This is a genomic window from Lysinibacillus sp. FSL W7-1291 (genome assembly GCF_038593415.1).
Lineage (GTDB): Bacteria > Bacillota > Bacilli > Bacillales_A > Planococcaceae > Lysinibacillus > Lysinibacillus fusiformis_D.
On record NZ_CP151994.1, the window covers coordinates 3,835,159 to 3,858,923 of the forward strand.

The window sequence follows — 23,765 nt, forward strand, 5'->3', positions numbered from 1 at the left end:
CTCTATAATGCTTTGATTAAGCCACAACATGCATAGGACATATTCGAATATTCTTCTACCTGTACATTTTTTTCTTTGGCTAATAATAAAATATGTTCCAATTCATGCAAGTACTGTGGATTAATTAAAATTTTCCAAGGTAACCGTCGAAGCAACACTCTAGTCGTCTCACCTACACCTGGTTTGATAAAATGAATATTCTCAATGCCAAAATCGCGTTGAATCTTTTGCACAGACTTCATGCCCTCCCAAGTAATAGGAGCGATGACCTGCTCTTGAAATTGTTGCAATATCGTACTCTGTACATGTTCAAAACATGTGACGATACGTTCTATGTACAGGTTAGAGACATCCATATCTTCTAACTCTTTGTAGTATTTAGCACCATGAAAGTCATTTGCATCCATGAACTGTAAATTTAACACCGTTCTACTCACCAATCCAGATACAGTCGAATTTAAACAAGCAGACGGGATTAAAAAGTCTTGACGAGTTCCATAGATGGTAGCACAATGCCCAGGATCAGCCAATACAGCTAAATTGGCATTTAATTGTCCGGGCTGTTGCGCATTAAATTTTTGACAGGAATGGATTAATTCATTGGTAATTGCCCCTTTTCCTGTCCAGCCATCAATAAATTGAAGATTTCCTAGGGGATGCTCTGTCAAAATGTAACGGATCGCTACCTCATCAAACCCTCGACCACGTAGTATAGAAATAGAGTAATGTGGAATATTCACCCTATATCGCATGGCTATATACCGTTTGATTAAAATGCCAATGGGTGTACCTGCCCTTGCTAAACTAACAAGCACTAAGTTTTCTAGCCCTCTATTTTCAATGATTTGCTCTGCCACCACTCCAACAGCGATGGCTACTCTCTCTGCATGCGCATCTAACGTTTTATAAAAAAGATTCATATAGGTGTTAGATGGTTGCCTTTCCATTGGTAGCATTTCAGAATAATGTGTGCCTGATTGAATAAGCTGTTCACGTTTTTCATTATCCAGTTCAAGATAAACATGCCCAATATCACGCAATAAAAATAGAACATCCTCTGGTGCATAGCTCCCCATTTTGTCTGGCTGCAAAGTTGAAATCATTGTTCTACCTCCCATTCATGCATACAAATCACGTAGACTTTGGCGTTACTTAGTATTTGTAACTCATTTACCACACGAGCAACAACCTCTTTACTTGCTATACGTTCCACCATAAAGAAAAGTTCCGTGTAGGATTGGCTTTGTATATTATATAAATAATTATCAACGCCATTATTCTCTGGACTTTCAAAGGCTATTTTTTCAGTAATCGTGTATCCTAAATCGTCCGTACAATAGATCGGACTACGAGTAGTTGATTGAAAATAAACGTCGTTTCCTAAATAAGAGGCAATTTGCATAGGAACATACATAAACTCACCTGTTCCAATAACTAATGCCGGACCATCTGTACGAAGCTTTTGTAATTGCTTGGCGATGGTCTGTAACATTTTCTTTTGTTGAAAATGCTGTTTTGACGTGAGCATAAATCTCCCTGTTGCTACTAGATAGGGTTGACTATTTACGAATTTATTCTCAGCAATAGATCGATAAAACTTACGATCAATAGATTCTTGAATTGGCCATAGTGTCAGATTATTTGTAGGTTGTGTTAGTATATTAGGCTGTGTGCTCGTTAAGCTTGGTATACCAGAACAATTAAAGTGTCCACACATGATTGAGATGAACGTAATGGAAATACCCCATTGCTCTTCTAATTGCTGAAAAATCTTTTGTTGCTGTTCAGAACGCCAATCTAAAATAGAGAGCACAGCATACTGCTTAACTAACGGAAATTTCTGTCTTAATGTTTGAATGATATTAATAACCGTATTTCCAGTAGTAATCTCATCATCAATTAACACAATGCGTTTAGCTTGTAGTAACACTTCTGGCTCCTCAGTATAAATTCTATGGCTTGTCGCATGGGAGTGTTCTTCCTCAAATGTAACAAAGGGCTCAAAATCGGGAAGCACTTCACGTGTTGTGTGAATATACATTGCATTCGAATCGTATGCGTTAAATACCGCATGTCCTAGTGCAGTAGCTGTCTCGGCAAATCCAATGAACAATGTTTCTTGTGCTAACTCGAGGCTACCCTCTGTAGAATTTTGTACTTCTGACAAATCCGCACCCTCTTTTAAAGCTTTAACGACTGCTGATGAAGCTGCTATTTTTTGTCCAGTAAGATGCTGATGATACATCATGGCGAGCAGGGTCCCTGTCAGTAAGGGCACTTGCGGGCGCACAGCTAAATGTTTACCAAGTACGGTGCTCACAAACAAAAATTGTCTCTTCTTATTAATACGAGCAGCCATTTTAAACAAGTTGGTTAGCGCAAAATTATGCGGATTGTGGGTAATTTCTATATCGATTGAATAATCCGGTAAAATGCTTAATTTACTCATTTGTTGTTGCATAAACACTACCACCTATTTCTGAATTTAATAAGAGTGAGGCAAAATCGACAGATTCATGATAGACACCATAGACTTGTGCCTGTTTTAATATTCGCTGTGCCCATCTCATATGTGGTTTGATTTCATTCATCTTGTTCGCATAGTGACTTTTCATCACACCTTTGCGACCATCATTATTCTCTACAATACTTAGCGCATCTAAATATTCTTCATAGGAAATGGCATAGAGGGCATGAACAACACGGATATGACTAGGATGAATAATTGTTTTTCCCACAATACCATTTTGTTTATCCATTAACACTTCTTTCATTAATCCATCTAAACAATCGTCTAATAATGCTTTCCTCGTATCAAGAGCTCCCTTTTCACTAAATGGTGTTTCTCTTAATGCAGGCTTTAATACACGCTGATTACTAAAATACTCCCACACAGGCCCGGAGATAACAAACCCGTCTTCCTCACGACCAAGGACGTTGACAATATCTGCAATACAATCACGGATCACACTGATATCATAAATGGTCGAGTCCATACGACGACGAATTCCATAAATGCCACAGAAATCAGTAGCACCAATACGTACATTTAATACACGAGCTCTGTATTGATGTAGCACTGCCTTAATGTCTAATAATGCTTCCATGCGAGATTCCTTATAGAGCACCTCACGGCTCTCTAAAATCGGCATACCATATAGAATTAAGTCATTTTCTAAAATTGTTTGTTCAAGAAGCTCAAAATAACGGGCACCCTGTGCTGCTGTAAACTTTGGAAATACATAGCCCGTTAGTATTTCTTGCTTTTCCCCTAAAATAGTTGTTAACCTTTGAAATTGCTCAACATGACGTACACGAATAAAAAGTAATGGTAGATCCTGAAGTAATAATTTTTTTTGTTGATAGAGTGCATATAGCTCACTAATATCCTCCATCAACTTCGCTTCACAATCTCGTAATTCTATATCGCCTACTGCATCCTCCAGATCAATGACGAGTGATGTGAGTTCTTCATATTTTTGTGATTGAATCAAACTCACAATCGCAGGCATAGAAGCTGGCATATACAGAGTCGCACCTAGAGCATATGATAAAATATCTGGCGTTTCCCACTTAGTAAAAGGCTGTGGCTTCTTAAAAAAAATCGTCTCTGCTTCTGTTGCAAAGTGTTGCATCTAATCCTCTCCCCGATAACTATGCCTTTTGTGAAAAAAGCACTGTATCAGCCTGTTCTATACAGACCAATACAGTGCCTTGTTTACACTGCTGTTTTCTTATTCATCTTGTGAACAATAAACGTCAATAAGAATGCAGCAATTAAAATAATAAAGAATACTTCATGTGAAAGATGGAATCCAAAAATACTAGCAAACATTTTCAATGCAATAATGGCAATTAAAATATAGGCAGTCGTTTCAAGTTCTGGTACACGTTCAATCAATGAAAGAAATACACCAGCGATGGTACGCATCATAATAATGCCTAAAACTCCACCTAATAAAAGAACCCATACTTGATCGGATATGGCAAATGCCGCTAATATAGAGTCTACTGAAAAGGCGATATCCATTAATTCAACTGAAATAACAGTCGCCCAGAAAGTACCAAAGACTCGAACCATCCAACCTGTCTTCTTAAACTCGTGTGCGTCTCCTTCATCAGTGCTTTTATTTTTAAAATGTAATATGACTAACCACATTAAATAAGTTGCACCGATCACTTTAACAATAGAGAATTTTACGAGGTAAACGCCAATACCGATGAAGAGAAATCGGAAAAAATAAGCCCCAAACATCCCATACATTAGCGCTTTTTTCCGCTGATGCTGTGGAAGATGTTTAACAAGTACTGCTAAAACAAGCGCATTGTCTGCAGACAATAGCCCTTCCATAATAATTAATGAAAAAATAAGGCCCCATGATACTGGATCTGTTAAAACTTGTCCCCACATCTGCCAGTTAAAAAACTGTGCATATGTATTTAATATCTCGTTTATTACATCCACCGAAGATCCCCCGTCATGTACCTATACCCTACTCGTTACTGTAGGCCATATGCGTTGATTAATGCTGCTAGTCCACCCTGATAGCCTGAGCCTACTGCGGCAAATTTCCACTCGCCATTATGACGGTAAAGCTCACAAAATACAACGGCAGTTTCAATACTGAAATCTTCGCCTAAATCATAGCGTAATACCTCTGATCCCGAATCTTCATTTGTCAATCGAACATAAGCATTTAGTACTTGTCCGAAGTTTTGATGACGACCCTCAGCATCATAGATAGTAACCGTTACCACAATCTTTTCAATTTGAGGTGATACTTGCTTTAAGTTGACAAGAATCTTTTCATCATCCCCATCACCTTCACCCGTACGATTATCACCTGTATGAACAACAGATTGGTCTAGACTCGCTAAATTATTATAGAAGATAAAATCTTGTTCATTACGACATTTACCTGATGCATCTAGTAAAAATACAGATGCATCGAGGTCAAAGTCTTGCCCACCATCAAATTGCTTAACATCCCAGCCTAAGCCAATGCCAATGCTATTTAATCCTGGGTCTTGCTTGGTTAAATCAATACGTTGCCCTTTACTTAATTGAATAGCCATTCAAAATCTCCCTTTCTGTCCAAAGATGAAATTTTAGTTTACACTTAAGCCATAATCATTACATAAAGCAGCTAAGCCGCCTTGGTAGCCAGCACCAATTGCATTAAATTTCCATTCTCCATTATGGCGGTATAATTCCCCTACTACGATAGCTGTTTCAATACTGAAATCCTCACCTAAATCATAACGGATAATTTCCTCGTTGGAAGCAGCATTAACAATACGAATATACGCATTAGACACCATTCCGAAATTTTGACTACGAGACTCTGCATCATGGATTGTTACAGTGAAGGCTAGTCGTTGAACATGAGCAGGCACTTGCGTTAATGCAACTTTTACCACTTCATCGTCACCTTCACCAACACCCGTTAAATTATCGCCCGAATGTTCAACTGAACCGTTGCCACCTGTTGTATTGTTGTAGAAAATAAAGTCATTTTGATCAGCTACTTTGCCTGTATCAGCCAGTAAAAATACAGATGAATCTAAATCAAAATCATTACCACCGTCATATTTATTTGTATCCCAGCCTAAACCTACAACAACATTTGTTAATCCTGGATTTGTTTTTGTTAAATCTACCTTTTGACCTTTTTGTAGTGAAATTCCCATACTCTTTATTCCTCCTATATAGTCATTTATTTATTGATATCTTCGAACAACATCGCCAAGTTTTATATCATTCGTTCCCGTACCAACTGCAGCAAATTTCCAGTCACTATTATGACGGTAAATTTCTCCACAGACTAACGTCGTTAAATTCGAATAATTATCAGTTAAATTATAGCGAATTAGTTCGCTTCCTGTCCTGTCATCATACACACGAATATATGCATTTTGAATCATACCGAAATGTTGATTACGACCTGCTGCATCATAAATGTTTACAACAAACACAAGTTTGTTATATTGCGTTGGTACAGACGATAGCTCAATTGTAATTACTTCATCATCGCCATCGCCGTCTCCTGTTAAATTATCACCAGAATGTCGAACAGAGCCGCAATTACTTGTTAATTTTCCAAAGTAAACAACATCGTCTCCCGCTATCACCTTATCATCTTGCAGCATTAAGACTGAAGCATCACAGTCTATGCTTCTGCCACTGCCACTATTTCTACTAGAAAATAAACCACCTAAAAAGCCGCCACTTTTCTCTTGCGCTACAGGGTCCCACCCTAAACCTACTTTAATTTTATTTAAACCTGCGTTACCTTTTGTTAAATCAACTCGTTGCCCTTTTTGTAAATTAATCCCCAATTTTAACACCCTCCTCAAATATGTATTTCAACTGAAAGATTATATGGTAAGTAATAATCTACTAAAATAAAATTTTTCTACTTTTTAAGTCTAAAATAACGTGACAAAAAATTCAATTAATGGCTCCTAAAAGATATTTTCGCTTATTTTTAGAAAATTCCTCCTGTTACCTACTACTCTTTAAAACGACTTTGCTGTAAAAGAGTTCCTTTTATTCCCTTTCGTATAGATGGGCAAAATAGCTAAAAAAACCTTCTAACTAGTAGAAGGCTATAGTATTTAACTAACTTTTCATCTTTGGATCGAGTGCATCTCTTAGGCCATCTCCCATCAGGTTAAAGCCAAGAACCGTTAGCATAATTGCTAATCCAGGGAAAATCATAGTCCAAGGAGCATTTAATAAAAACTTTCGAGCATCTGCTAACATTTTTCCCCACTCAGGTGCTGGTGCTTGAGCGCCCAGTCCGAGGAAGCCTAATGCTGCTGCTTCGATGATGGCAGTCGCAATTGCAAGCGTTCCTTGTACAATAATAGGCGTCATAGAATTCGGCAAAATATGTGAAAATAAAATTCGTGAATCACGCATGCCGATTGCTTTTGCCGAGACAATATACTCTTCTTCTTTGACGCTCAACACTTTGGAACGAATTAAACGTCCAAAATTCGGTATGTTAATAATGGCAATGGCAATTAATGCATTTTGTAAGGATGGTCCTAGTACCGACACAACAGCAATCGCTAATAGCATACTAGGGAAAGCGAGCATAATATCAAAAATACGTGAAATAATTGTATCAATCCATTTACCATAATAACCGGCGATAATACCAAGCAAACTACCCACAATTACCGATAAAACAACTGAAAAAAAGCCTACCCATAGCGAAATCCGTGCACCATGAATGATTCTAGAAAAAATATCTCGCCCAAAATCATCTGTTCCAAACCAATGATCACCTGATGGCGCTAGTAAACGCTTCGATAAATCTTGTTCATTTATCCCTTGTGGTGCAACGAGCGGTCCTACTACAGCAAGTAATATAAAAAATATAACAATCCCTGCACCTATTAAAGAGATTTTGCTCTTTTTAAAGCTTCGCCAGCCCTCTAACCATGGACCGACCGCTCGTTCTTGAACTGGTGCTGCTTCTTTTTTTATGTCAATTGCTCCAGTCATCATTGCAGCTCCCTTCTATTTGTATTTAATACGTGGATCAATCACTGTATACAGTAAGTCCACGATTAAGTTAATCATGATGAAAATAAATGCAACGATTAGAATACCTGATTGAATGACAGGATAATCCCTGAAGCCAATCGCATCATAAATATAACGACCAATTCCTGGCCAACTAAAAATCGTCTCTGTTAGAATGGCTCCCCCTAGCAGTAACCCCGTCTGTAACCCGATTACCGTTATTACAGGAATAATAGCGTTCTTTAGAGCATGCTTATACACAACAATAAACATTTTTTGGCCTTTTGCTCTTGCAGTACGTACATAATCTGAGCGCATAACTTCTAACATAGAAGATCTTGTGATTCTTGCAATAATAGCCATAGGAATGGTTGCCAGTGCAACTCCCGGTAATATTAACCTCTTTACAACTTCAATAAATTGATCGAAGCGCCCTTGAATGAGCGTATCCAATAAATAAAAATGGGTTATAGAGGTTATTGGATTTCGAACATCCTCTCGACCAGAAGTAGGTAACCAGCCAAGCTGACTACTAAATGTCCACTGTTCCATCAAGCCTAGCCAGAATACAGGTACAGATACACCAACTAATGCCACCACCATCGCTGTATAATCGAACCAAGAATTTTGGAACCATGCAGAAATAATACCCGCATTCACCCCAATAACAATAGCAATAATCATCGCGAAAAATGCAAGTTCAGCTGTTGCTGCTAAGTATGGAAAAATTTCTTCTGATACAGGTAATTTTGTACGTAAGGAAACACCTAAATCTCCCTGAAAAATGCCTGCTAAATAACTAAAATATTGTGTATACCAAGGCTTATCTAATCCTAAACTTGCGTTTAATGCCTCGACCGCCTCTTTTGTCGCCTGTTGTCCTAAAATAACTTGTGCTGGATTACCAGGTATTGCGCGTATCAACATAAAGACGATAAAAGTCATTCCAAGCAAAACTGGGATTAGCTGGAGTAAACGTCTCCCCATATAGTGAAGCATCTTCATCACCTCTCTATGATTTTCATAATCTACTTTGAAGTCTTTATATACTGTTGAAAGGTTGAACCTTCACCAAACGATTTTGAATGTTTAGATGAGTGATCTTTCACACAGGAGAAAATGATTGTCTATTACTAGAAAAGAATCTGCGAGATTTCCACGGCTTACCCGCAGAAAAGCAAGCAGATTCTTTTAAACTCCTCTATTCAATTAGAAAATGAAGTTTACTATTGAATATCTACTGCATCTAAACGGTCAGAACCTGTAGGATGCGCAATATAATTCGTCACTTTCGCATTAGCAGCTAAAATTGGAATAGAGTGAGCAAGTGGAACCCATGGAGCATCCTCAGAAATCATGACTTGAGCTTGCTTATAAAGTTCATTACGCTTGTCCTCATCAATTTCAGTTTGAGCAGCTGTCAATATTTTGTGTAATTCTGGATTGTCATAGAATGTATAGTTATTAGAACCGATATTATCGCCGTCTAATAACGTGTATAGGAAGTTATCCGCATCTCCATTATCACCTGTCCAGCCAAGTAAGAATGCATCCGCTTCACCATTTTGTGCTTTTTCTAAATAAGTAGCCCATTCAAATGATACAATTTTAGATTTAATGCCTACATCTTCTAAGTTCTTTTGAATCGCTTCTGCTACTTTTTGTCCGTCTGGCATGTATGGACGTGGTACTGGCATTGCCCATAGTTCAATTTCTTTACCATCATAGCCTGCTTCAGCAAGTAATGCCTTCGCCTTTTCAGGATCATACGTATAGCCTGTAACATCATCGTTATAACCTGAAATTACTGGTGGCATTGGGTTTTTCGCTGGCTCTGCTAGTCCTTCATAAAATGCATCCACCAATGCTTGCTTATCAATTGCATAGTTGACTGCTTGACGCACTTTGACATTATCGAATGGTGGTCGAGTCACTGTTAAACCTAGATAACCAACGTTCATAGATGGACGTTCGATTAATTGTAATTTAGCATCGCCTTCGATTGTTGCTTTATCAGATGGACTTAAACCATCAGCCACATCAATATTGCCTGCTAACAAATCATTTAAACGCGCAGAGTTATCTGGAATAGAACGATAAACAACTTTATCTAATTTTGGATAGCCATCAATATAGTAGTCTGGGTTTTTCTCGATCGTTACAGAATCATTACGTACCCAGCTAACAAATTTGAATGGACCTGTTCCTACTGGATTTGCAGATAAGCCTTCTTCATCTGCCTCAAATGCTGTAGGCGAAGCAATCGCAAATGGGGACATGGCTAAATTCTTTAGGAATGGTGCTTGTGGTTGACTTAACTTAAATACAACCTTATAGTCACCTTCAGCAGTAACTGATTCGATTACTTGTTTGTCTCCAACGACAAATTGGGAGCTAAAATAAGGATATTTATCAGTACTTGACTTCCAACGTTCAATATTTTTTACAACTGCCTCAGCATTAAAATCTGTACCATCATGGAACTTCACACCTTCTTGTAGCTCAAAAGTATAAGTTAATCCATCTTCTGAAGCCTCCCATGATTTTGCTAACCCAGGTTGAATCGTTACATCTTGTTCGCCAAAGTTTACTAATGTTTCATAAATATTAGCTGTGACCGTAAAAGATTCACCATCTGTAACAACAGCAGGGTCTAGTGCTACTGAATCTCCACCACGACCATACACTAATATTTTTGGTTCACCACTGCCAGCTGTATCGCCACCAGTTGATGTATCTTTACTACCCGTATCCTTAGTATCTGAGCCGCCACAAGCTGCTAAGATTGTCGAGAGAATAAGGAGTAGCATTACACCTAAAGTCCAAAGCTTCTTTTTCTTCATTAAATTTCCCCCTATGAGTTTTTATATCATTGAATGTTGAAGCGCCTCATAAAGATGGCAAGCAACATAATGACCCGGTTTTACTTCTTGCATTTTAGGTACTACTTGTGAGCATTGCTCCTTTTTAAAAGGACATCTCGTATGGAAAGTACAACCGCTTGGCGGGTTTGATGCACTCGGAATATCTCCAGAAATAATGATCTGTTCCCGTTCAAACATCGGATCAGGAACAGGGACCGAAGATAAGAGTGCCTGTGTATATGGATGAAGCGGTTCAGCATATAAGTCCTCACTCGCTGTCAACTCTACTAATTTACCTAGGTACATTACGCCAACACGATTGCTGATGTGGCGCACTACCCCTAAATCATGGGAAATAAAAATATAAGTCAGCTTTAAATCCTTTTGCAGCTTTTGCAATAAATTTAATACTTGTGCCTGTATGGACACATCTAGCGCAGATACTGGCTCGTCCGCAATAATTAAGCGCGGGTTGGTCATCAAGGCTCTAGCAATTCCGATACGCTGCCTTTGCCCTCCGCTAAACTGGTGCGGATAACGCTTGATATGATATTCATTCAATCCAACAATCTCAAGTAGCTCCAACACCTTTTGTTTCCGCTCTTTGGCATTTCCTATGCCATGAACAATAAGGGGCTCCTCTAAAATTTTGCCGATATTATGGCGCGGATTTAATGAGGCATAGGGATCCTGAAAAATCATTTGAATATCTCTACGTGCCTTCCTCATTTCATTATTGGATAATTCTGAAATTACTTTACCTGCGAATTCTATTTTACCTTCCGTTGGCTCCAATAAACGCATTAATAAGCGGCCTGTTGTGGATTTACCACAGCCTGACTCTCCTACAATGCCTAATGTTTCTCCCTCAAATACCTCAAATGAAACATCATCCACCGCCTTCACATCCCCGGCATGTGAATTCAGGACACCCTTTCGAATAGGAAAATATTTTTTTAAACCATCAACCTTTAATAACGCTTTCGACACGCTGTTCCACCCCCTGCTTCTCTAGTAAAAAACATCTCGATTTATGGTTCTCTGCTGCCTCAAATAAAGGTGGTGTTTCTTGTAAACAACGTTCCATCGCATGTTCACAGCGTGCCGCAAATCGACAGCCGACCTGGATGCTCCCAGGTTTTGGTACACTACCAGGAATAGAATATAGATTGTCTTTTTTATAACGCATATCAGGTACTGATTGAATAAGTCCTTGTGTATAAGGATGTTTCGGATTAGTAAAAACTTCTTGAATCGGTGCCTCTTCCACGATTTGTCCAGCATACATTACAATCACTCGCTCACAAGTCTCCGCTACAACGCCCAAATCATGTGTAATTAACAACACAGCTGTATTCAACCGTTTATTTAAGTCTTTCATGAGCTGTAATATTTGAGCCTGAATCGTCACATCTAATGCGGTTGTAGGCTCGTCTGCAATTAATACTTGAGGATCACAAACAAGTGCCATGGCAATCATAACCCTTTGACGCATTCCACCAGATAGCTGGTGGGGGTAATCCTTTAACAATTCCTCAGCCCGTGGTAAACCTACAAGTTTCATAATTTCAACCGCTCTTGCAAACGCTTCCTTTTTCGACCATTTTGGATTATGAATTAGAATCGCTTCTTTTAGCTGGTCGCCAATCGTAAACAAGGGGTTGAGAGAAGTCATTGGTTCCTGGAATATCATTGCAATGTCTTTTCCACGAATTTTTTGCATTTGTTTATCCGTACATTTTGCGAGATTTTTGCCATCTAGCAAAATTTCGCCACCTGTTATTTTCCCTGGTGGTGATGGGATCAATCCCATGATGGACAGCGACGTAACGCTTTTTCCGCTTCCCGATTCTCCTACAATTCCTAAAATTTCTCCTTCATGGACAGAAAAATCGATATCATCTACAGCAGGAATTTGTCCATTATCTGTGAAAAAGGTTGTTTTTAAACCTTTTATTTCTAGTAGCTTCTTCCTCATGCGCAACGTCCCACCCTACCTATATTTTACTTAGTTGTATAATGTTATTAATAGCATACTATAACTTTTGTTAAATTCCCTATTTTCAGATAATTCTACCTAAAAATCTTTGCTCTTTCAATCACTAATATTCTCCAAATTACATAGTATTTCTACATTAATCTCATTTCATAATAACTAAATCTTATAAAGAGATAGTTTTTTAGCCTTTATAACAAAAAAATAGCCTTCATTAAATGAAAGGCTATTTTGAAAAAATTCCATATATCATATAAATTTTAATCTAAATGCTGTACTTGGAATAAATTATAATACGTTCCTTGTCTGTCCATTAATTGTTCATGTGTACCATTTTCTATTAATTGCCCATGATCTATGACGAAAATCTTATCCGCATGGGTAATAGTAGACAGACGATGTGCGATGATAATGGTCGTCCGTTCATGAGCAAGTTTATCGAGTGATTCTTGAATCAATGCTTCACTTTCTAAATCTAACGCAGAAGTAGCTTCATCAAGGATTAAAATCGGTGGATTTTTTAAAAATACTCGCGCAATAGCAACCCGTTGTTTTTGCCCGCCAGATAGCTTTACACCTCGTTCTCCAACCTTTGTATCATAGCCATTAGGCAAACCCATAATAAAGTCATGTGCATTTGCAGCTTTAGCTGCCTCAATGACTTGTTCATCTGTTGCATCTGGTCGTCCCATTAAAATATTTTCTTTAACAGAATCACTAAAAAGTATATTATCTTGCAGAACAATACCAATCTGTGAGCGTAACGAATGTATAGTGATATCTCGTACATCGTGTCCATCAATCGTCACCTTACCACTTGTTGTATCGTAAAAACGAGGAATCAAACTGATAATCGTGGATTTACCACCACCACTCATCCCAACAAATGCAACAGTTTCTCCAGGATTAATCGTAAAATCGATAGCATTTAAAATAGATGCGCCAACTTTTTCATATTGGAAGGACACGTTGTGAAAGCAAACTTCCCCATTTGCACGTAGTAGTTCACGAGCATTGTCCTTGTTTTTCACTTCATAAGGCTCATCTATTAATTCAAACATCCGATCCATTGAGGCGATCGACTGCGTCAAAGTAGTCGAGGCACTTACAAGGCGGCGAAGTGGACCATACAATCGTTCAATATAAGCAATAAAAGCAACCATTGTTCCAACTGAAAGTGATCCATTTATGACTTGGTAGCCCGCATAGGCTATGACCAACAATGGCGCTACATCCGTGATTGTATTAACTACTGCAAATGACTTAGCATTCCACTTTGTTTGGTCGAGTGCCTTTTCTAAAAATTCCCCATTTGCTGTATCAAATAATTTTTGTTCATGCTTTTCTAGTGTGAAACTCTTAATAATGCTCATACCAGCTACACGTTCATGTAAATAACTTTGTACACCCGCAAGTGCTTGAGAACGTTTACGTGTTAAAGCTCGCAGTTTGCCAAAAAAGTATTTCACACTTAATGCATAAAATGGGAAAGCGACTAATGCGACTAATGTCAGCTTTACATCCATTGTTAGCATAATGACAATCGCAATAATAATCGTCGCTAGGTCCAGCCAAACATTCATTAACCCCGTCATAACAAAGTTCTTCGTTTGCTCAACATCATTAATGACCCTTGATATAACATCTCCAGCACGTGTATTGGCATAATATTTTAAACTTAATCGCTGTAAATGTGCGTAGATTTCCTTACGAATATCAAACAACACCTTATTACTAACGTGTTGTGCAAAATATTGACGATAATACTCGATTGGTGGACGGATAATAAAGAACACAATAATGGTTCCGCCTAACCAATATAACAGCTCTTTTGTTTTATCTACATCTGTTAGGTCTTCTGCTGCAATAATATCATCTAACACAATTTTAATGAGTAGTGGAATAAACAGGGGAATAGCAAATTTCACTATACCAATGATAATCGTTAAAATAATTTCCCATGTATATGGTTTTACAAAGCGCATATACCGCTTTATGCTTCCCAACTTTTCATCACATCCTTACAAAAAGAAACAGACATTCGATTATGAATGCCCTACGTATTATAGCAATATTTTGATTAAAATACAGTTATATTGACTTTACAGCGAACTATTTTACTTCTCTCTTTACAGTTGGCTGTATCCAACAAAAAAACACCTATTAGGTAAACTAATAGGTGTCACTAACAATCATCTGACTGCATATCAAGCTGGAACTTGTAACGATTTGTCCAGACATCGATGAAGTCGGGTGCAAATGGTCCTCTTTTTTGTTGAATCCAGCTTATTAATTTATCGACATTGCGCTTTAAAATTTTATCAATGACTTCAGGATAAGACATTTCCTTACGATGAAGCTCATATTCATCCTCATCTAAGAGGGTATAAGACATGTCAGGATAAACTTTAATGTCTAAATCATAGTCGATATATTTAATGGCATTATTATCGAAAACAAATGGTGAGCTTAGATTACAATAATAATACACACCGTCTTCACGTAGCATACAGATGATGTTAAACCAGTGTTCCGCATGAAAGTAACAAATAGAAGGCTCTCTCGTTAGCCATGTCCGACCATCGGATTCTGTCACAAGGGTCCGTTCATTCGCACCGATAACGATATTCTTTGTTCCTTTTAAAACCATCGTTTCTTGCCAAACACGGTGGATACGGCCATTGTGCTTATAACTATGTATTTGTATCGTTTCTCCTTCTACCGGTAATGCCATTTTGAAGCCCACCTTTTCGTCTATGCTACCTAAATCTAGCAGTCTCTAGTATATTATAGCAATGTGTACGCGAAAGGTGTAGTTAGAAAACCACAAATTTCACTACGCCATTTTGAATTAGTATAAAATTTAGTCAATTAAAGCGATTTTTATAAGCTTGTCAGCCTCAGTGGGATTATTTAATTAATTGCAACGCTATACCACTTTTAGAGGATTTTCTTAGCAATTAGAAAGGGGCTGTCTTTTTCATCTTTTCGGATTTTAGACAGCCCCTTAGAGGTAAATGCAGTTATGCAGTTACAAAGTGTTACTCACCTAAATCTTGGTTAGTTTTAGAGAAACGGCCTGAAGCTGGAGCTTTCTTTTGCTCTGCTTTTGCATTTTGCTTTTGCACTTCATTTACGTCCGTTTCATAACCAAACTCTTCACTTTGACGTTGCATGTTTTTATTCGGTTGGAAATTTTGGTTGTTTTGTTTTTTCATCCTTCATTCACCTCCACGCTAGTTATTGTGTACTGAGGTGATGACTTTTATGCTCATGAATTGATTATTTTAAGATGGATTTAATTTCCTGCGATTTACTTTTTGACTTCTTCCCAAATTTTTAGCATCGGGACAGGCATCGGCAAACGTTCTATTTGCTCTCGGCTTAGCCAGTCGCCCTCCGCAAAAGACTCACATTTCATATAATAGCTATTTATATGCCAAGTTAAATGTGAAAAAACATGTTTAAATGTAAGCAACTCATGTTCGGCATGAACATTTACTGTAAATTCTTTTTTAAAGTTTTCTACTGTAGATTGGCTTGTGTCAATCATCGGAAATTGCCATAGATTAGCAAGTAGACCTTTCTCAGGACGCTGCTGCATTAAAAATCGTCCGTTTTCATCTTCACATACAAGGACATCATATGTAAGGTGCTTCATTTTTATTTTTTTTGATTTGACAGGTAATTTGTCTGGTTCCCCTTCATTAAACGCCGTACAATATTCTCGTACTGGGCATAATAAACATTTGGGCGAGGTAGGTGTACAAATAAGCGCGCCGAGTTCCATTAAACCTTGGTTAAAAGAGGAAGCATGCTCAGGATCAATGAGTTTCTCCACCGCTACTTCGAAAACTTTCTTCGTTTTTGGCATAGCGATGTCATCATGTATATCAAGTACCCTACTTAAAACTCGCATAACATTACCGTCTACTGCATGTTCAGGCTTGTTGTAGGCAATACTTAAAATAGCACCTGCAGTATAGGGACCAACACCTTTTAATTTTGATATTTCGTGGCGATTGTCTGGTACTACGCCTCCGTAATTTTCTAAAACCTCACGAGCACCTGCTTGTAAGTTGCGAGCTCGAGAATAATACCCAAGACCTTCCCAATGCTTCAGTAAGTATTCTTGTGGTGCTTCTGCGAGCAAATCTAATGTTGGAAAACTTTCCATAAAACGATTGTAATAAGGAATAACTGTGTCGACACGTGTCTGCTGTAGCATCACTTCTGATACCCAAATTTTATAAGGGTCAGTTGTATGTCTCCACGGTAAGTCGCGTTTCTCAGCGTTAAACCAGTCGACTAAAGATTGTCGAAATTCTGTTACATATGGGTAATTCACAGTGACCTCCGTTGTTTTTACGATTTAATTTATGATGAAAAGGGTATACAATTAAGAAAAGAACATTCGGGTTTAGTCGACAAAAATCGTCTCCTTTGCTTGAATGTCATAAAATTTAATAGATCTTTTATTATTATTGAAATAAAGATGTATGCACATTGTACTCGATTTTACCGCATACTAGGAGTGGATATTTTTGGATTCAGGTACACATTTCGTTATGGGTATTGCCCTTGGCGGTCTTGCATTAGCCGACCCTGTAGTAGCCAATCATTCAATGACTTTTACAGCAGTAATGGCAGGGACAATTATTGGCTCACAAGCTCCAGATGTCGACACTGTGTTAAAGCTACGTAATAACGCTATCTATATTCGACATCATCGAGGAATTACACATTCACTACCAGCTGTGGCTATTTGGCCTATTTTAATTACAGTTGTTTTATCGCTTATTTTGCAAGACGTAAATGTGTTTCATTTATGGCTTTGGACCTTTTTAGCTGTTGGCCTTCATGTCTTTGTTGATATTTTTAACGCCTATGGTACGCAAGCAATTCGGCCATTCTCTAAAAAATGGGTAGCATTAGGTGTCATCAATACATTCGATCCAATTATCTTTTCCTTACATTGCCTCGGTATAGTGTTATGGGCATTTGGCACAAATCCAGTTTGGACATTTAGTATCATGTATATCGTAATTGTGATTTATTATATTTTACGATTTGCTGTTCAAAGAGCTGTAAAAAAAGCTGTGCATCATACCATTCAGGACGAGGAATATGTTATTGTAGCACCTACAATGCGCTTCTTCCACTGGCGAATCGCAGCCAAGTCTAAGACTCATTATTATGTTGGGCGTGCTTATGGAAGGACTGTTAATATTTACGATAAATTCGAAATCAAGCCTTTACCTAAAACTCCAGTTATAGATGCGGCAATGAAAGATTCTAATCTAGCTGCATTTGTGTCCTTCTCTCCAATGTACAGATGGGAAATTTCAGAACTTGAAAATGGCTTAACAGAAGTAAGGTTAATCGATTTACGTTATCGTAGTGATAATCGCTATCCTTTCGTAGCTGTTGCACATTTAAACGATGATTATGAAATTGTTACGTCTTATACAGGGTGGATTTTTACAGAAGATAAACTACAGAAAAAGCTACAAATTGGCGCAAGTAATTAAGCAGTAAACCCTGACCAATAGTGGTCAGGGTTTTATTATTGTAACATATCATCACTGGCATCTAAGAAATGAGTATATTTCGGATTGCGTCCTGCAAAAACATGTAATTTATCACCATAGCTTGCAATTAATTGACGCACAAGATTTTCTGTGTACTCTGCCCCACGATAAGCATATCCTGCTTTCGCAGCTGTTGATTCAAAATCACTCCATAATAATTCCACCCAAACTCGTGCCCGTCCAACAGACATTTGTGGATTTTTTGCTAGTAACTCTGCTGTTAATTTTTCAAGTTTTTCTTCCATTTACTTACCCGCCTTTACAGGGGATAATATCGATACAGGTAATGCCTCTTGGTACTTGTCCCCGCCTAAACGATGTCCCCAAGCAAAGCGACCCTTTAAATAATCTACTTGGAAAAACTCATTATCTGAACCATCAATACGATACATTTCTCCAGGAACAATCGTATCCAGATCTACTAAATACGCTGCTGCCATTAAAGCTTTGCGCTCATAAACAGCAAACTCATTGAGAATTCCTAGCTGTTCTGCCTTTCGAGCTTTCTCTTTTAGAAAAGCAATTTCTTCTCGCAGTTCGTGCTCGGTCATCGCAGCATAATTTTTTTCGTTCATTCTTCATTCTCCTTCTCTTCTATAAAACGATCTATTATTTCTATAGGAAAACCCTTTTGATAGAGCGCCTGTTTAACTTTCATCTTTAGCTCATAACCAGTATACTTCGATACATACTTTTTCCAAACTTTTTCGCCTTGAGTATTTAATAACTGCTGCCAGTTATCATCATCCTGCACTATCTCAACTTGGCTAAGCACCTCTTCCACGATCGGAAATGCATAACCTTTTCTTAAAAGAAAGTCCTGGATCTTGGTCTTTATTTGTGTTGGCGTTTTCTTATTCTGTGAGCGAATAATTTTCTCCGCTAACTGCATTGCCAGTTTTAATTGTTCCTCAAAACTATATGTAGCAAGCACTTCATCCTGCAAATTTTTCTCAATGCCCTTTTTAATAAGATCTTGTCTAATGGCTCTCGGCCCTTTTTTCATCGTAGCCTTCTTGGTATCAAGCAATGCCTTTGAATAGTTTTCATCATTGATAAAGCCATAAGACTTTAACTTCTGAATTGCCTCCAATATTACGGCTTCTCCAAAATCTAATGCGAGCAGTTTTTTCTTCACCTCATGCTCGCTTCGCATTTGATAAGAAAGAAAGTTTAACCCCTTATTAAAGGCCTTACGTATTTCATCCTCATAGGCAATCTCTTGGATTTCAAATTCATCAAGCACCTTTCCCTTTGTTAAACCGAATTGAATAAGTATGGCTTCATCAACTGGAAAAGCATATTCCTCATTTATATAGATATTATATCGTTCAGGATTGTTTTTTTGACGTGCAATTTTCGTAATTATACGCATAGCAAACACCTCACTATTGCATATTATAGCATTTCTTTTTTAAGGGAGCAGTGATCTGACAAGAGGGTTTTGCTTTCATTCGCGAGTATTTCTCTTCACTCCGCGAGTATTTCTCTTCACTCCGCAAGTATTCCTCTTCCTTCCGCGAGTATTTACGCTTATTCTGGAATGCACTGAAGATGTTCGCTTTTGAGTTAAGTGTTAAACTTACTAGTAAGTGTTTTTATTCGATCAGAGAAGAGGTGCTTGTTATGAAAATCGTTATTGCAGGTGGCACTGGCTTTGTCGGGAGTGCACTCATAAAGCTATTACAGGATAATGGACATGATGTTTTTGTCTTAACACGTCATCACTCAAGACTAGAAAATGGTATTCACTATGTACAATGGCTACAGCAGCACGAGCAGCCTTTGCCTTTTTTAGAGGGTGCTGATGCCTTTGTTAATTTAGCAGGTGTTTCATTAAATGATGGGCGCTGGACGAAAAAACAGAAGAAGGCTATTTATTGGAGCCGAATGAATGCAACACTTGAATTAGTGAAGATAATGGACTTGCTAACGTCAAAGCCTAAAGTTCTTATCAATGCTAGTGCCGTGGGGATTTATCCTACTTCTACAGATGCTGTCTATCATGAGGATTTTATGGACTATGCCCATGATTTTTTGGGTACAACCGTCCATGATTGGGAACGACATGCGAAACGAGCAGAATCATTAGGGATTCGCGTGGCTTTTGCACGCTTTGGTGTCATCTTAGGCCGAAATAGCGGTGCTCTACCACCTATGCTATTGCCCTATCAAATGTATATAGGTGGAACAATTGGTTCTGGTGAACAATGGCTCTCTTGGGTACATATTGATGATGTAGTACGCGCAATTTATTTTGCGATTATAAATGAAAATATTCGTGGTCCATTTAATGTAACAGCTCCAAATGCTATGCGAATGAAAGAGTTCGGACAAACAATCGCAGAAGTCATGGGCAGACGCCATTGGATGCCTGTCCCAAGTTTTGCGATGCGTTTAGCTCTTGGTGAACAAAGTTCGCTTGTTTTAGAAGGACAACATGTGCTGCCCACTATTTTACAACAACATCATTTTACATTTAAATATCCTGTTTTAAAGCAAGCACTTGAAGATTTGCTAAAAGCTCAGAATTAGAAAAAATTAAGTTGGATAATTTTTTTATAAACTACGCATTCTAATGAAAAAGAAAGGATGCGTTTTTTATGTGGAAACAACATATTGTAGGTGCGGTAATTGCTACTTTTATTATTGCCGCAGGAATTAGTATTAATCCTTATTTCGCTGCTGGTTCTGATGAGCACCATTGGGGCTTTAAGCGTGCTAAAAATGGTGAGCAGGCGGAAGCAGGAGCGCAGCTTGATCAGCTACTTGACCAATATGGTGCGATTTACAAAGGAAAGCCAGATAAAAAAATTGCCTATTTAACATTTGATAATGGCTATGAAAACGGCTTTACTGAAAGTATTTTGGATACATTGAAAAAAGAAAATGTACCAGCAACTTTCTTTTTAACAGGGCATTATTTAGACAGTGCCAGCGATTTAGTGAAACGCATGGTGGAAGACGGTCATATTATTGGGAATCATTCATACGGTCATCCCAATATGGCGCGACTTTCTCCAGATGGAATGCGTGCGGAATGGCGGAAATTTGATGGGAAGTTACGTGAATTAACTGGAATTGATCGTACAACATATGCTCGGCCACCTGAAGGTTCTTTCAATGCAAAACTTTTAGAAGTCGGAAATGCTGAAGGCTATCGCCATATTTTCTGGTCTGTGGCTTTCAAGGATTGGATGAAGGATGAACGTCGTGGTGCGGATTATGCCTATAACGCACTTATGGAACAATTACATCCTGGTGCTGTTATTTTAATGCATACTGTAGCACAGGATAATGCCGAAGCTTTACCAATGTTTATTGCGGAAGCTAAAAAGCAGGGCTATACCTTCTTATCGCTTGACGATTTAGTATTGGAATATGAAGATTTTCCTGTCGCTTTGCAATCGCCTGCTCCTTCGTTATAATGGGGAGATGACATTATAGAGCAGGGACGTGGAATGTTTGACGCAGCAAACAACAATGACCGTGGGACAAAAATTCCCACTAACAATAAAAAGGCTTGGTATTAATGGTGAGGGTGTAGGGTTTTATAAACGTAATGTAGTTTTTGTAAAAGGAGCTATTCCCGGAGAAGAAATTACAGCTCAGGTGACGAAAACACAGCGTAATTTTGCTGAAGCAGAAGTTTTAGACATTCGTAAAGCTTCGAAGCATCGTCAGGAGGCACCTTGCCCAGTTTATAACGAATGTGGTGGCTGTCAACTTCAACATATGACATACAATAAACAGCTACTTGAAAAGCGAGACATTGTCATTCAAGCATTAGAACGTTATGCCAAACCTTTAACTGAAACGATCGAAGTACGTAAAACACTTGGTATGGATAATCCTTGGCACTATCGTAATAAAAGCCAATTCCAAGTACGTAAAGAGGGTAAGCGTGTATACGCAGGTTTATTTGCTGAAGGAAGCAATAAGCTCTTGAATATTAATGATTGTCTCGTACAGCACCCAGTCACTTCTAAAATTACCGTAGCCACAAGAAAGATTTTGCAAAAACTAAATATCACTATATACGACGGTCGTACGCTAGATGGTTTAGTGCGTACGATTGTTGTACGTACAGGGATTCGTACTGGTGAGACACAAGTAGTTCTTGTCACAACACGAAAAGAAATCCCTCATTTAACTGAACTTATCACACGTATAAAAAAAATCGATCCGAGTATCGTATCGATAGCACAAAATATTAATCGTGAAAAAACATCATTAATATTTGGTGATGAAACCATTGTACTGGATGGCAAGGAAACGATTCATGAAGAGCTTGGTGAACTAGCCTTTGATTTATCAGCTCGTGCCTTCTTCCAGCTAAATCCAACACAAACTGTTCATCTTTATGATGAAATAAAAAAGGCCGCTGCATTAACGGGGAAAGAAACAGTTGTTGACGCCTATTGTGGTGTTGGAACAATTGGGCTATGGCTAGCAGATCAGGCGAAAGAAGTACGTGGGATGGATGTCATTCCAGAAAGTATTCAAGATGCGCGTAAAAATGCGCGCAACCATGGCTTCAAGCATACAAAATATGCAGTCGGCACAGCCGAAAGTGTCCTTGCCAAATGGCGCAAGGAAGGTTTTACTCCAGATGTCATTACAGTAGACCCACCACGAACTGGACTAGCACCAGAATTTATTCGAACAGTGCTTAAGCTAAAACCTAAGCGTTTTGTTTATACGTCCTGTAATCCATCCACTTTGGCGAAGGATTTACAACAATTATCAAAGCTTTATCATGTTGAGTATATCCAGCCTGTCGATATGTTCGCACAGACGGCACAGGTGGAATGCGTTTGCAGCATGGTTTTGAAACCTGAGTATCAGAAATAGTTTGGCGACTTTTTAGATGCAGTCTGTATATTACAGGCTGCATCTTTTTTACCTTGGTTTCCTTTTTATATGAATGAATGAATAAATAAAAAACACATCAAAATTAATTGATGTGTCAGACTGTAGACAAACTCAAAAAATTTGAAAGTTTGCCTACAGTCTGAGAGTAGCACATGCTACTCTTTCTCAATAAAAATATTCAATTCAAGCTTCTTCATAAGCATTTTTCATTCCGTGATATAAATTAATATCTTTAAAATCGTCTTTATTAATATGTAGTTGTACACTTACCTCATACAAAAAATAAAGCCATTCCGTATCATTTTCCTCAACAGCTTTAGCACAAGCATTTTCTATATATATACTATTCACATGACGTTCTAGACTCTTTATATAATCTAAGGCTTTTGATGCTCCTGGCCAATTCAAATCCTTAAATAATTCATATAACTTAGGCAAAGCCACTTTGTTATTTGGATAGCCGATAGATATGACGACATCGACTGCGTTCTCCCAACATTCTTTTGAATATTTTTGAAATATAAGTGGCAATAGTTCATTGGGAATTTGACAAAGAAATGCTTTTGCTTCGTTTTGAATTGTCTCTGGCAAATTCCAATTCAAATTATAGGAATAATAAATCACTAAATTATCTTTCATAAAAATGCATACCTTTCAAAGAAACATTGCTTATTCCCCTTTAAGTAGACAATATAAAAAAGACTGTAATTACAGTCTGAAAGGACATCTCAAAATAAATTGAGATGTCCTTTTTATATCACGCACAGCACAGGCTGCCTGGTGGATGATGGACGGTCCAGAAAAGTCGATACCTTAACCAATACCCCAGGATTTAAAAGATTTTTAAATGTTAAACTTTTAGCTTTTATCAAAAGAACTTTGACACGTAAGTTTTGATCTTT

24 protein-coding genes are annotated in these 23,765 nt (G+C 38.0%); 4 read left to right on the forward strand and 20 right to left on the reverse strand.

Translation table 11 applies throughout. The annotated features are described in order from the left end of the window. Positions 1-2 precede the first annotated feature (2 nt). From NST76_RS18665 to mutY, 16 genes are all read right to left on the reverse strand, one after another. The gene (locus NST76_RS18665) at positions 3-1,103 is read right to left on the reverse strand and encodes a cysteine protease StiP family protein (RefSeq protein WP_089934945.1); all 1,101 of its coding nucleotides are present in this window, start codon (positions 1,101-1,103) and stop codon (positions 3-5) included. After that, positions 1,100-2,461, reverse strand: a complete 1,362-nt coding sequence (locus NST76_RS18670) for a phosphoribosyltransferase family protein (RefSeq protein WP_342544307.1) — start codon at positions 2,459-2,461, stop codon at positions 1,100-1,102. The genes NST76_RS18665 and NST76_RS18670 overlap by 4 nt, the downstream gene beginning before the upstream one ends. Next, on the reverse strand, positions 2,442-3,635 hold the full coding sequence (locus NST76_RS18675; RefSeq protein WP_342544309.1) for an HpcH/HpaI aldolase/citrate lyase family protein: 1,194 nt from the start codon (positions 3,633-3,635) through the stop codon (positions 2,442-2,444). The genes NST76_RS18670 and NST76_RS18675 overlap by 20 nt, the downstream gene beginning before the upstream one ends. An 83-nt stretch (positions 3,636-3,718) precedes the next feature. Continuing rightward, a complete protein-coding gene (locus NST76_RS18680; RefSeq protein WP_058844622.1) occupies positions 3,719-4,465 on the reverse strand; it encodes a TerC family protein in 747 nt (248 codons plus the stop codon). 35 nt (positions 4,466-4,500) lie between these two features. Then, positions 4,501-5,076, reverse strand: a complete 576-nt coding sequence (locus NST76_RS18685; RefSeq protein ID WP_036122208.1) for a TerD family protein — start codon at positions 5,074-5,076, stop codon at positions 4,501-4,503. 33 nt (positions 5,077-5,109) lie between these two features. After that, a complete protein-coding gene (locus NST76_RS18690) occupies positions 5,110-5,691 on the reverse strand; it encodes a TerD family protein (RefSeq protein WP_036122212.1) in 582 nt (193 codons plus the stop codon). Between the two features lie 30 nt (positions 5,692-5,721). Then, a complete protein-coding gene (locus tag NST76_RS18695; protein ID WP_036122214.1) occupies positions 5,722-6,339 on the reverse strand; it encodes a TerD family protein in 618 nt (205 codons plus the stop codon). Between the two features lie 283 nt (positions 6,340-6,622). Beyond that, the gene (nikC, locus tag NST76_RS18700; protein WP_036122217.1) at positions 6,623-7,519 is read right to left on the reverse strand and encodes a nickel transporter permease; all 897 of its coding nucleotides are present in this window, start codon (positions 7,517-7,519) and stop codon (positions 6,623-6,625) included. A gap of 12 nt (positions 7,520-7,531) precedes the next feature. Then, entirely contained in the window at positions 7,532-8,536 is a 1,005-nt protein-coding gene (locus NST76_RS18705; protein WP_036122220.1) for an ABC transporter permease, read from the reverse strand. A gap of 227 nt (positions 8,537-8,763) precedes the next feature. Continuing rightward, on the reverse strand, positions 8,764-10,380 hold the full coding sequence (locus tag NST76_RS18710; RefSeq protein ID WP_342544311.1) for an ABC transporter substrate-binding protein: 1,617 nt from the start codon (positions 10,378-10,380) through the stop codon (positions 8,764-8,766). 21 nt (positions 10,381-10,401) lie between these two features. Beyond that, positions 10,402-11,391 (reverse strand): dipeptide ABC transporter ATP-binding protein, encoded by a 990-nt coding sequence (locus NST76_RS18715; RefSeq protein ID WP_036122226.1) that lies wholly within the window; start codon positions 11,389-11,391, stop codon positions 10,402-10,404. Continuing rightward, positions 11,366-12,379: an ABC transporter ATP-binding protein gene (locus tag NST76_RS18720; RefSeq protein ID WP_342504424.1), complete on the reverse strand. Its 1,014-nt coding sequence runs from the start codon at positions 12,377-12,379 to the stop codon at positions 11,366-11,368. Before NST76_RS18720 ends, NST76_RS18715 begins: the two co-directional genes overlap by 26 nt. 278 nt (positions 12,380-12,657) lie before the next feature. After that, positions 12,658-14,382, reverse strand: coding sequence for an ABC transporter ATP-binding protein (locus NST76_RS18725; protein ID WP_170829920.1), 1,725 nt, complete (start codon positions 14,380-14,382; stop codon positions 12,658-12,660). Between the two features lie 200 nt (positions 14,383-14,582). Beyond that, positions 14,583-15,131 carry a DUF402 domain-containing protein gene (locus NST76_RS18730; protein WP_036122234.1) on the reverse strand — a complete coding sequence of 183 codons (549 nt, stop codon included), beginning with the start codon at positions 15,129-15,131 and terminating at the stop codon, positions 14,583-14,585. Positions 15,132-15,438: 307 nt separating this feature from the next. Next, positions 15,439-15,615 (reverse strand): gamma-type small acid-soluble spore protein, encoded by a 177-nt coding sequence (locus tag NST76_RS18735; protein ID WP_008173504.1) that lies wholly within the window; start codon positions 15,613-15,615, stop codon positions 15,439-15,441. Between the two features lie 95 nt (positions 15,616-15,710). Then, the gene (mutY, locus tag NST76_RS18740; protein WP_342544312.1) at positions 15,711-16,745 is read right to left on the reverse strand and encodes an A/G-specific adenine glycosylase; all 1,035 of its coding nucleotides are present in this window, start codon (positions 16,743-16,745) and stop codon (positions 15,711-15,713) included. A 196-nt stretch (positions 16,746-16,941) separates the two neighbouring features. Here mutY and NST76_RS18745 point away from each other — a divergent pair, with 196 nt between their 5' ends. Further along, positions 16,942-17,928, forward strand: coding sequence for a metal-dependent hydrolase (locus tag NST76_RS18745; protein ID WP_036122239.1), 987 nt, complete (start codon positions 16,942-16,944; stop codon positions 17,926-17,928). Positions 17,929-17,963: 35 nt separating this feature from the next. Here NST76_RS18745 and NST76_RS18750 read toward each other — a convergent pair whose 3' ends face one another. The 3 genes from NST76_RS18750 to recX are packed head-to-tail and all read right to left on the reverse strand — an operon-like array spanning position 17,964 to position 19,363. Then, positions 17,964-18,233: a YfhJ family protein gene (locus tag NST76_RS18750; RefSeq protein ID WP_342544314.1), complete on the reverse strand. Its 270-nt coding sequence runs from the start codon at positions 18,231-18,233 to the stop codon at positions 17,964-17,966. Continuing rightward, positions 18,234-18,563 (reverse strand): YfhH family protein, encoded by a 330-nt coding sequence (locus NST76_RS18755; protein ID WP_036122247.1) that lies wholly within the window; start codon positions 18,561-18,563, stop codon positions 18,234-18,236. It lies immediately after the preceding gene. Continuing rightward, positions 18,560-19,363: a recombination regulator RecX gene (gene recX, locus NST76_RS18760; protein ID WP_036122249.1), complete on the reverse strand. Its 804-nt coding sequence runs from the start codon at positions 19,361-19,363 to the stop codon at positions 18,560-18,562. The genes NST76_RS18755 and recX overlap by 4 nt, the downstream gene beginning before the upstream one ends. A 251-nt stretch (positions 19,364-19,614) precedes the next feature. Here recX and NST76_RS18765 point away from each other — a divergent pair, with 251 nt between their 5' ends. The 3 genes from NST76_RS18765 to rlmD all read left to right on the forward strand — a co-directional run bounded on the left by NST76_RS18765 (position 19,615) and on the right by rlmD (position 22,842). Beyond that, positions 19,615-20,523, forward strand: a complete 909-nt coding sequence (locus NST76_RS18765) for a TIGR01777 family oxidoreductase (RefSeq protein WP_036122251.1) — start codon at positions 19,615-19,617, stop codon at positions 20,521-20,523. A gap of 68 nt (positions 20,524-20,591) precedes the next feature. Then, complete coding sequence (locus tag NST76_RS18770; protein ID WP_036122253.1) at positions 20,592-21,416, forward strand: polysaccharide deacetylase family protein; 825 nt, start codon at positions 20,592-20,594, stop codon at positions 21,414-21,416. A gap of 37 nt (positions 21,417-21,453) precedes the next feature. Next, entirely contained in the window at positions 21,454-22,842 is a 1,389-nt protein-coding gene (rlmD, locus tag NST76_RS18775; protein ID WP_036122258.1) for a 23S rRNA (uracil(1939)-C(5))-methyltransferase RlmD, read from the forward strand. Between the two features lie 204 nt (positions 22,843-23,046). On the opposite strand, the gene NST76_RS18780 is transcribed toward rlmD, so the two are convergent. Continuing rightward, the gene (locus tag NST76_RS18780; protein WP_271910993.1) at positions 23,047-23,502 is read right to left on the reverse strand and encodes a hypothetical protein; all 456 of its coding nucleotides are present in this window, start codon (positions 23,500-23,502) and stop codon (positions 23,047-23,049) included. Positions 23,503-23,765 lie beyond the last annotated feature (263 nt).

Excerpts from the sequence above, each read along its gene's own strand:
- NST76_RS18675 (WP_342544309.1), bottom strand. The coding sequence starts at position 3,635 with ATGCAACACTTTGCAACAGAAGCAGAGACGATTTTTTTTAAGAAGCCA.
- NST76_RS18690 (WP_036122212.1), bottom strand. The coding sequence starts at position 5,691 with ATGGGAATTTCACTACAAAAAGGTCAAAAGGTAGATTTAACAAAAACA.
- NST76_RS18710 (WP_342544311.1), bottom strand. The coding sequence starts at position 10,380 with ATGAAGAAAAAGAAGCTTTGGACTTTAGGTGTAATGCTACTCCTTATT.
- NST76_RS18685 (WP_036122208.1), bottom strand. The coding sequence starts at position 5,076 with ATGGCTATTCAATTAAGTAAAGGGCAACGTATTGATTTAACCAAGCAA.
- nikC (WP_036122217.1), bottom strand. The coding sequence starts at position 7,519 with ATGATGACTGGAGCAATTGACATAAAAAAAGAAGCAGCACCAGTTCAA.
- NST76_RS18780 (WP_271910993.1), bottom strand. The coding sequence starts at position 23,502 with ATGAAAGATAATTTAGTGATTTATTATTCCTATAATTTGAATTGGAAT.
- NST76_RS18725 (WP_170829920.1), bottom strand. The coding sequence starts at position 14,382 with ATGCGCTTTGTAAAACCATATACATGGGAAATTATTTTAACGATTATC.
- NST76_RS18750 (WP_342544314.1), bottom strand. The coding sequence starts at position 18,233 with ATGGAAGAAAAACTTGAAAAATTAACAGCAGAGTTACTAGCAAAAAAT.
- NST76_RS18770 (WP_036122253.1), top strand. The coding sequence starts at position 20,592 with ATGTGGAAACAACATATTGTAGGTGCGGTAATTGCTACTTTTATTATT.
- NST76_RS18705 (WP_036122220.1), bottom strand. The coding sequence starts at position 8,536 with ATGCTTCACTATATGGGGAGACGTTTACTCCAGCTAATCCCAGTTTTG.
- NST76_RS18720 (WP_342504424.1), bottom strand. The coding sequence starts at position 12,379 with ATGAGGAAGAAGCTACTAGAAATAAAAGGTTTAAAAACAACCTTTTTC.
- NST76_RS18755 (WP_036122247.1), bottom strand. The coding sequence starts at position 18,563 with ATGAACGAAAAAAATTATGCTGCGATGACCGAGCACGAACTGCGAGAA.
- NST76_RS18665 (WP_089934945.1), bottom strand. The coding sequence starts at position 1,103 with ATGATTTCAACTTTGCAGCCAGACAAAATGGGGAGCTATGCACCAGAG.
- NST76_RS18765 (WP_036122251.1), top strand. The coding sequence starts at position 19,615 with ATGAAAATCGTTATTGCAGGTGGCACTGGCTTTGTCGGGAGTGCACTC.
- NST76_RS18730 (WP_036122234.1), bottom strand. The coding sequence starts at position 15,131 with ATGGCATTACCGGTAGAAGGAGAAACGATACAAATACATAGTTATAAG.
- NST76_RS18735 (WP_008173504.1), bottom strand. The coding sequence starts at position 15,615 with ATGAAAAAACAAAACAACCAAAATTTCCAACCGAATAAAAACATGCAA.
- recX (WP_036122249.1), bottom strand. The coding sequence starts at position 19,363 with ATGCGTATAATTACGAAAATTGCACGTCAAAAAAACAATCCTGAACGA.
- NST76_RS18670 (WP_342544307.1), bottom strand. The coding sequence starts at position 2,461 with ATGCAACAACAAATGAGTAAATTAAGCATTTTACCGGATTATTCAATC.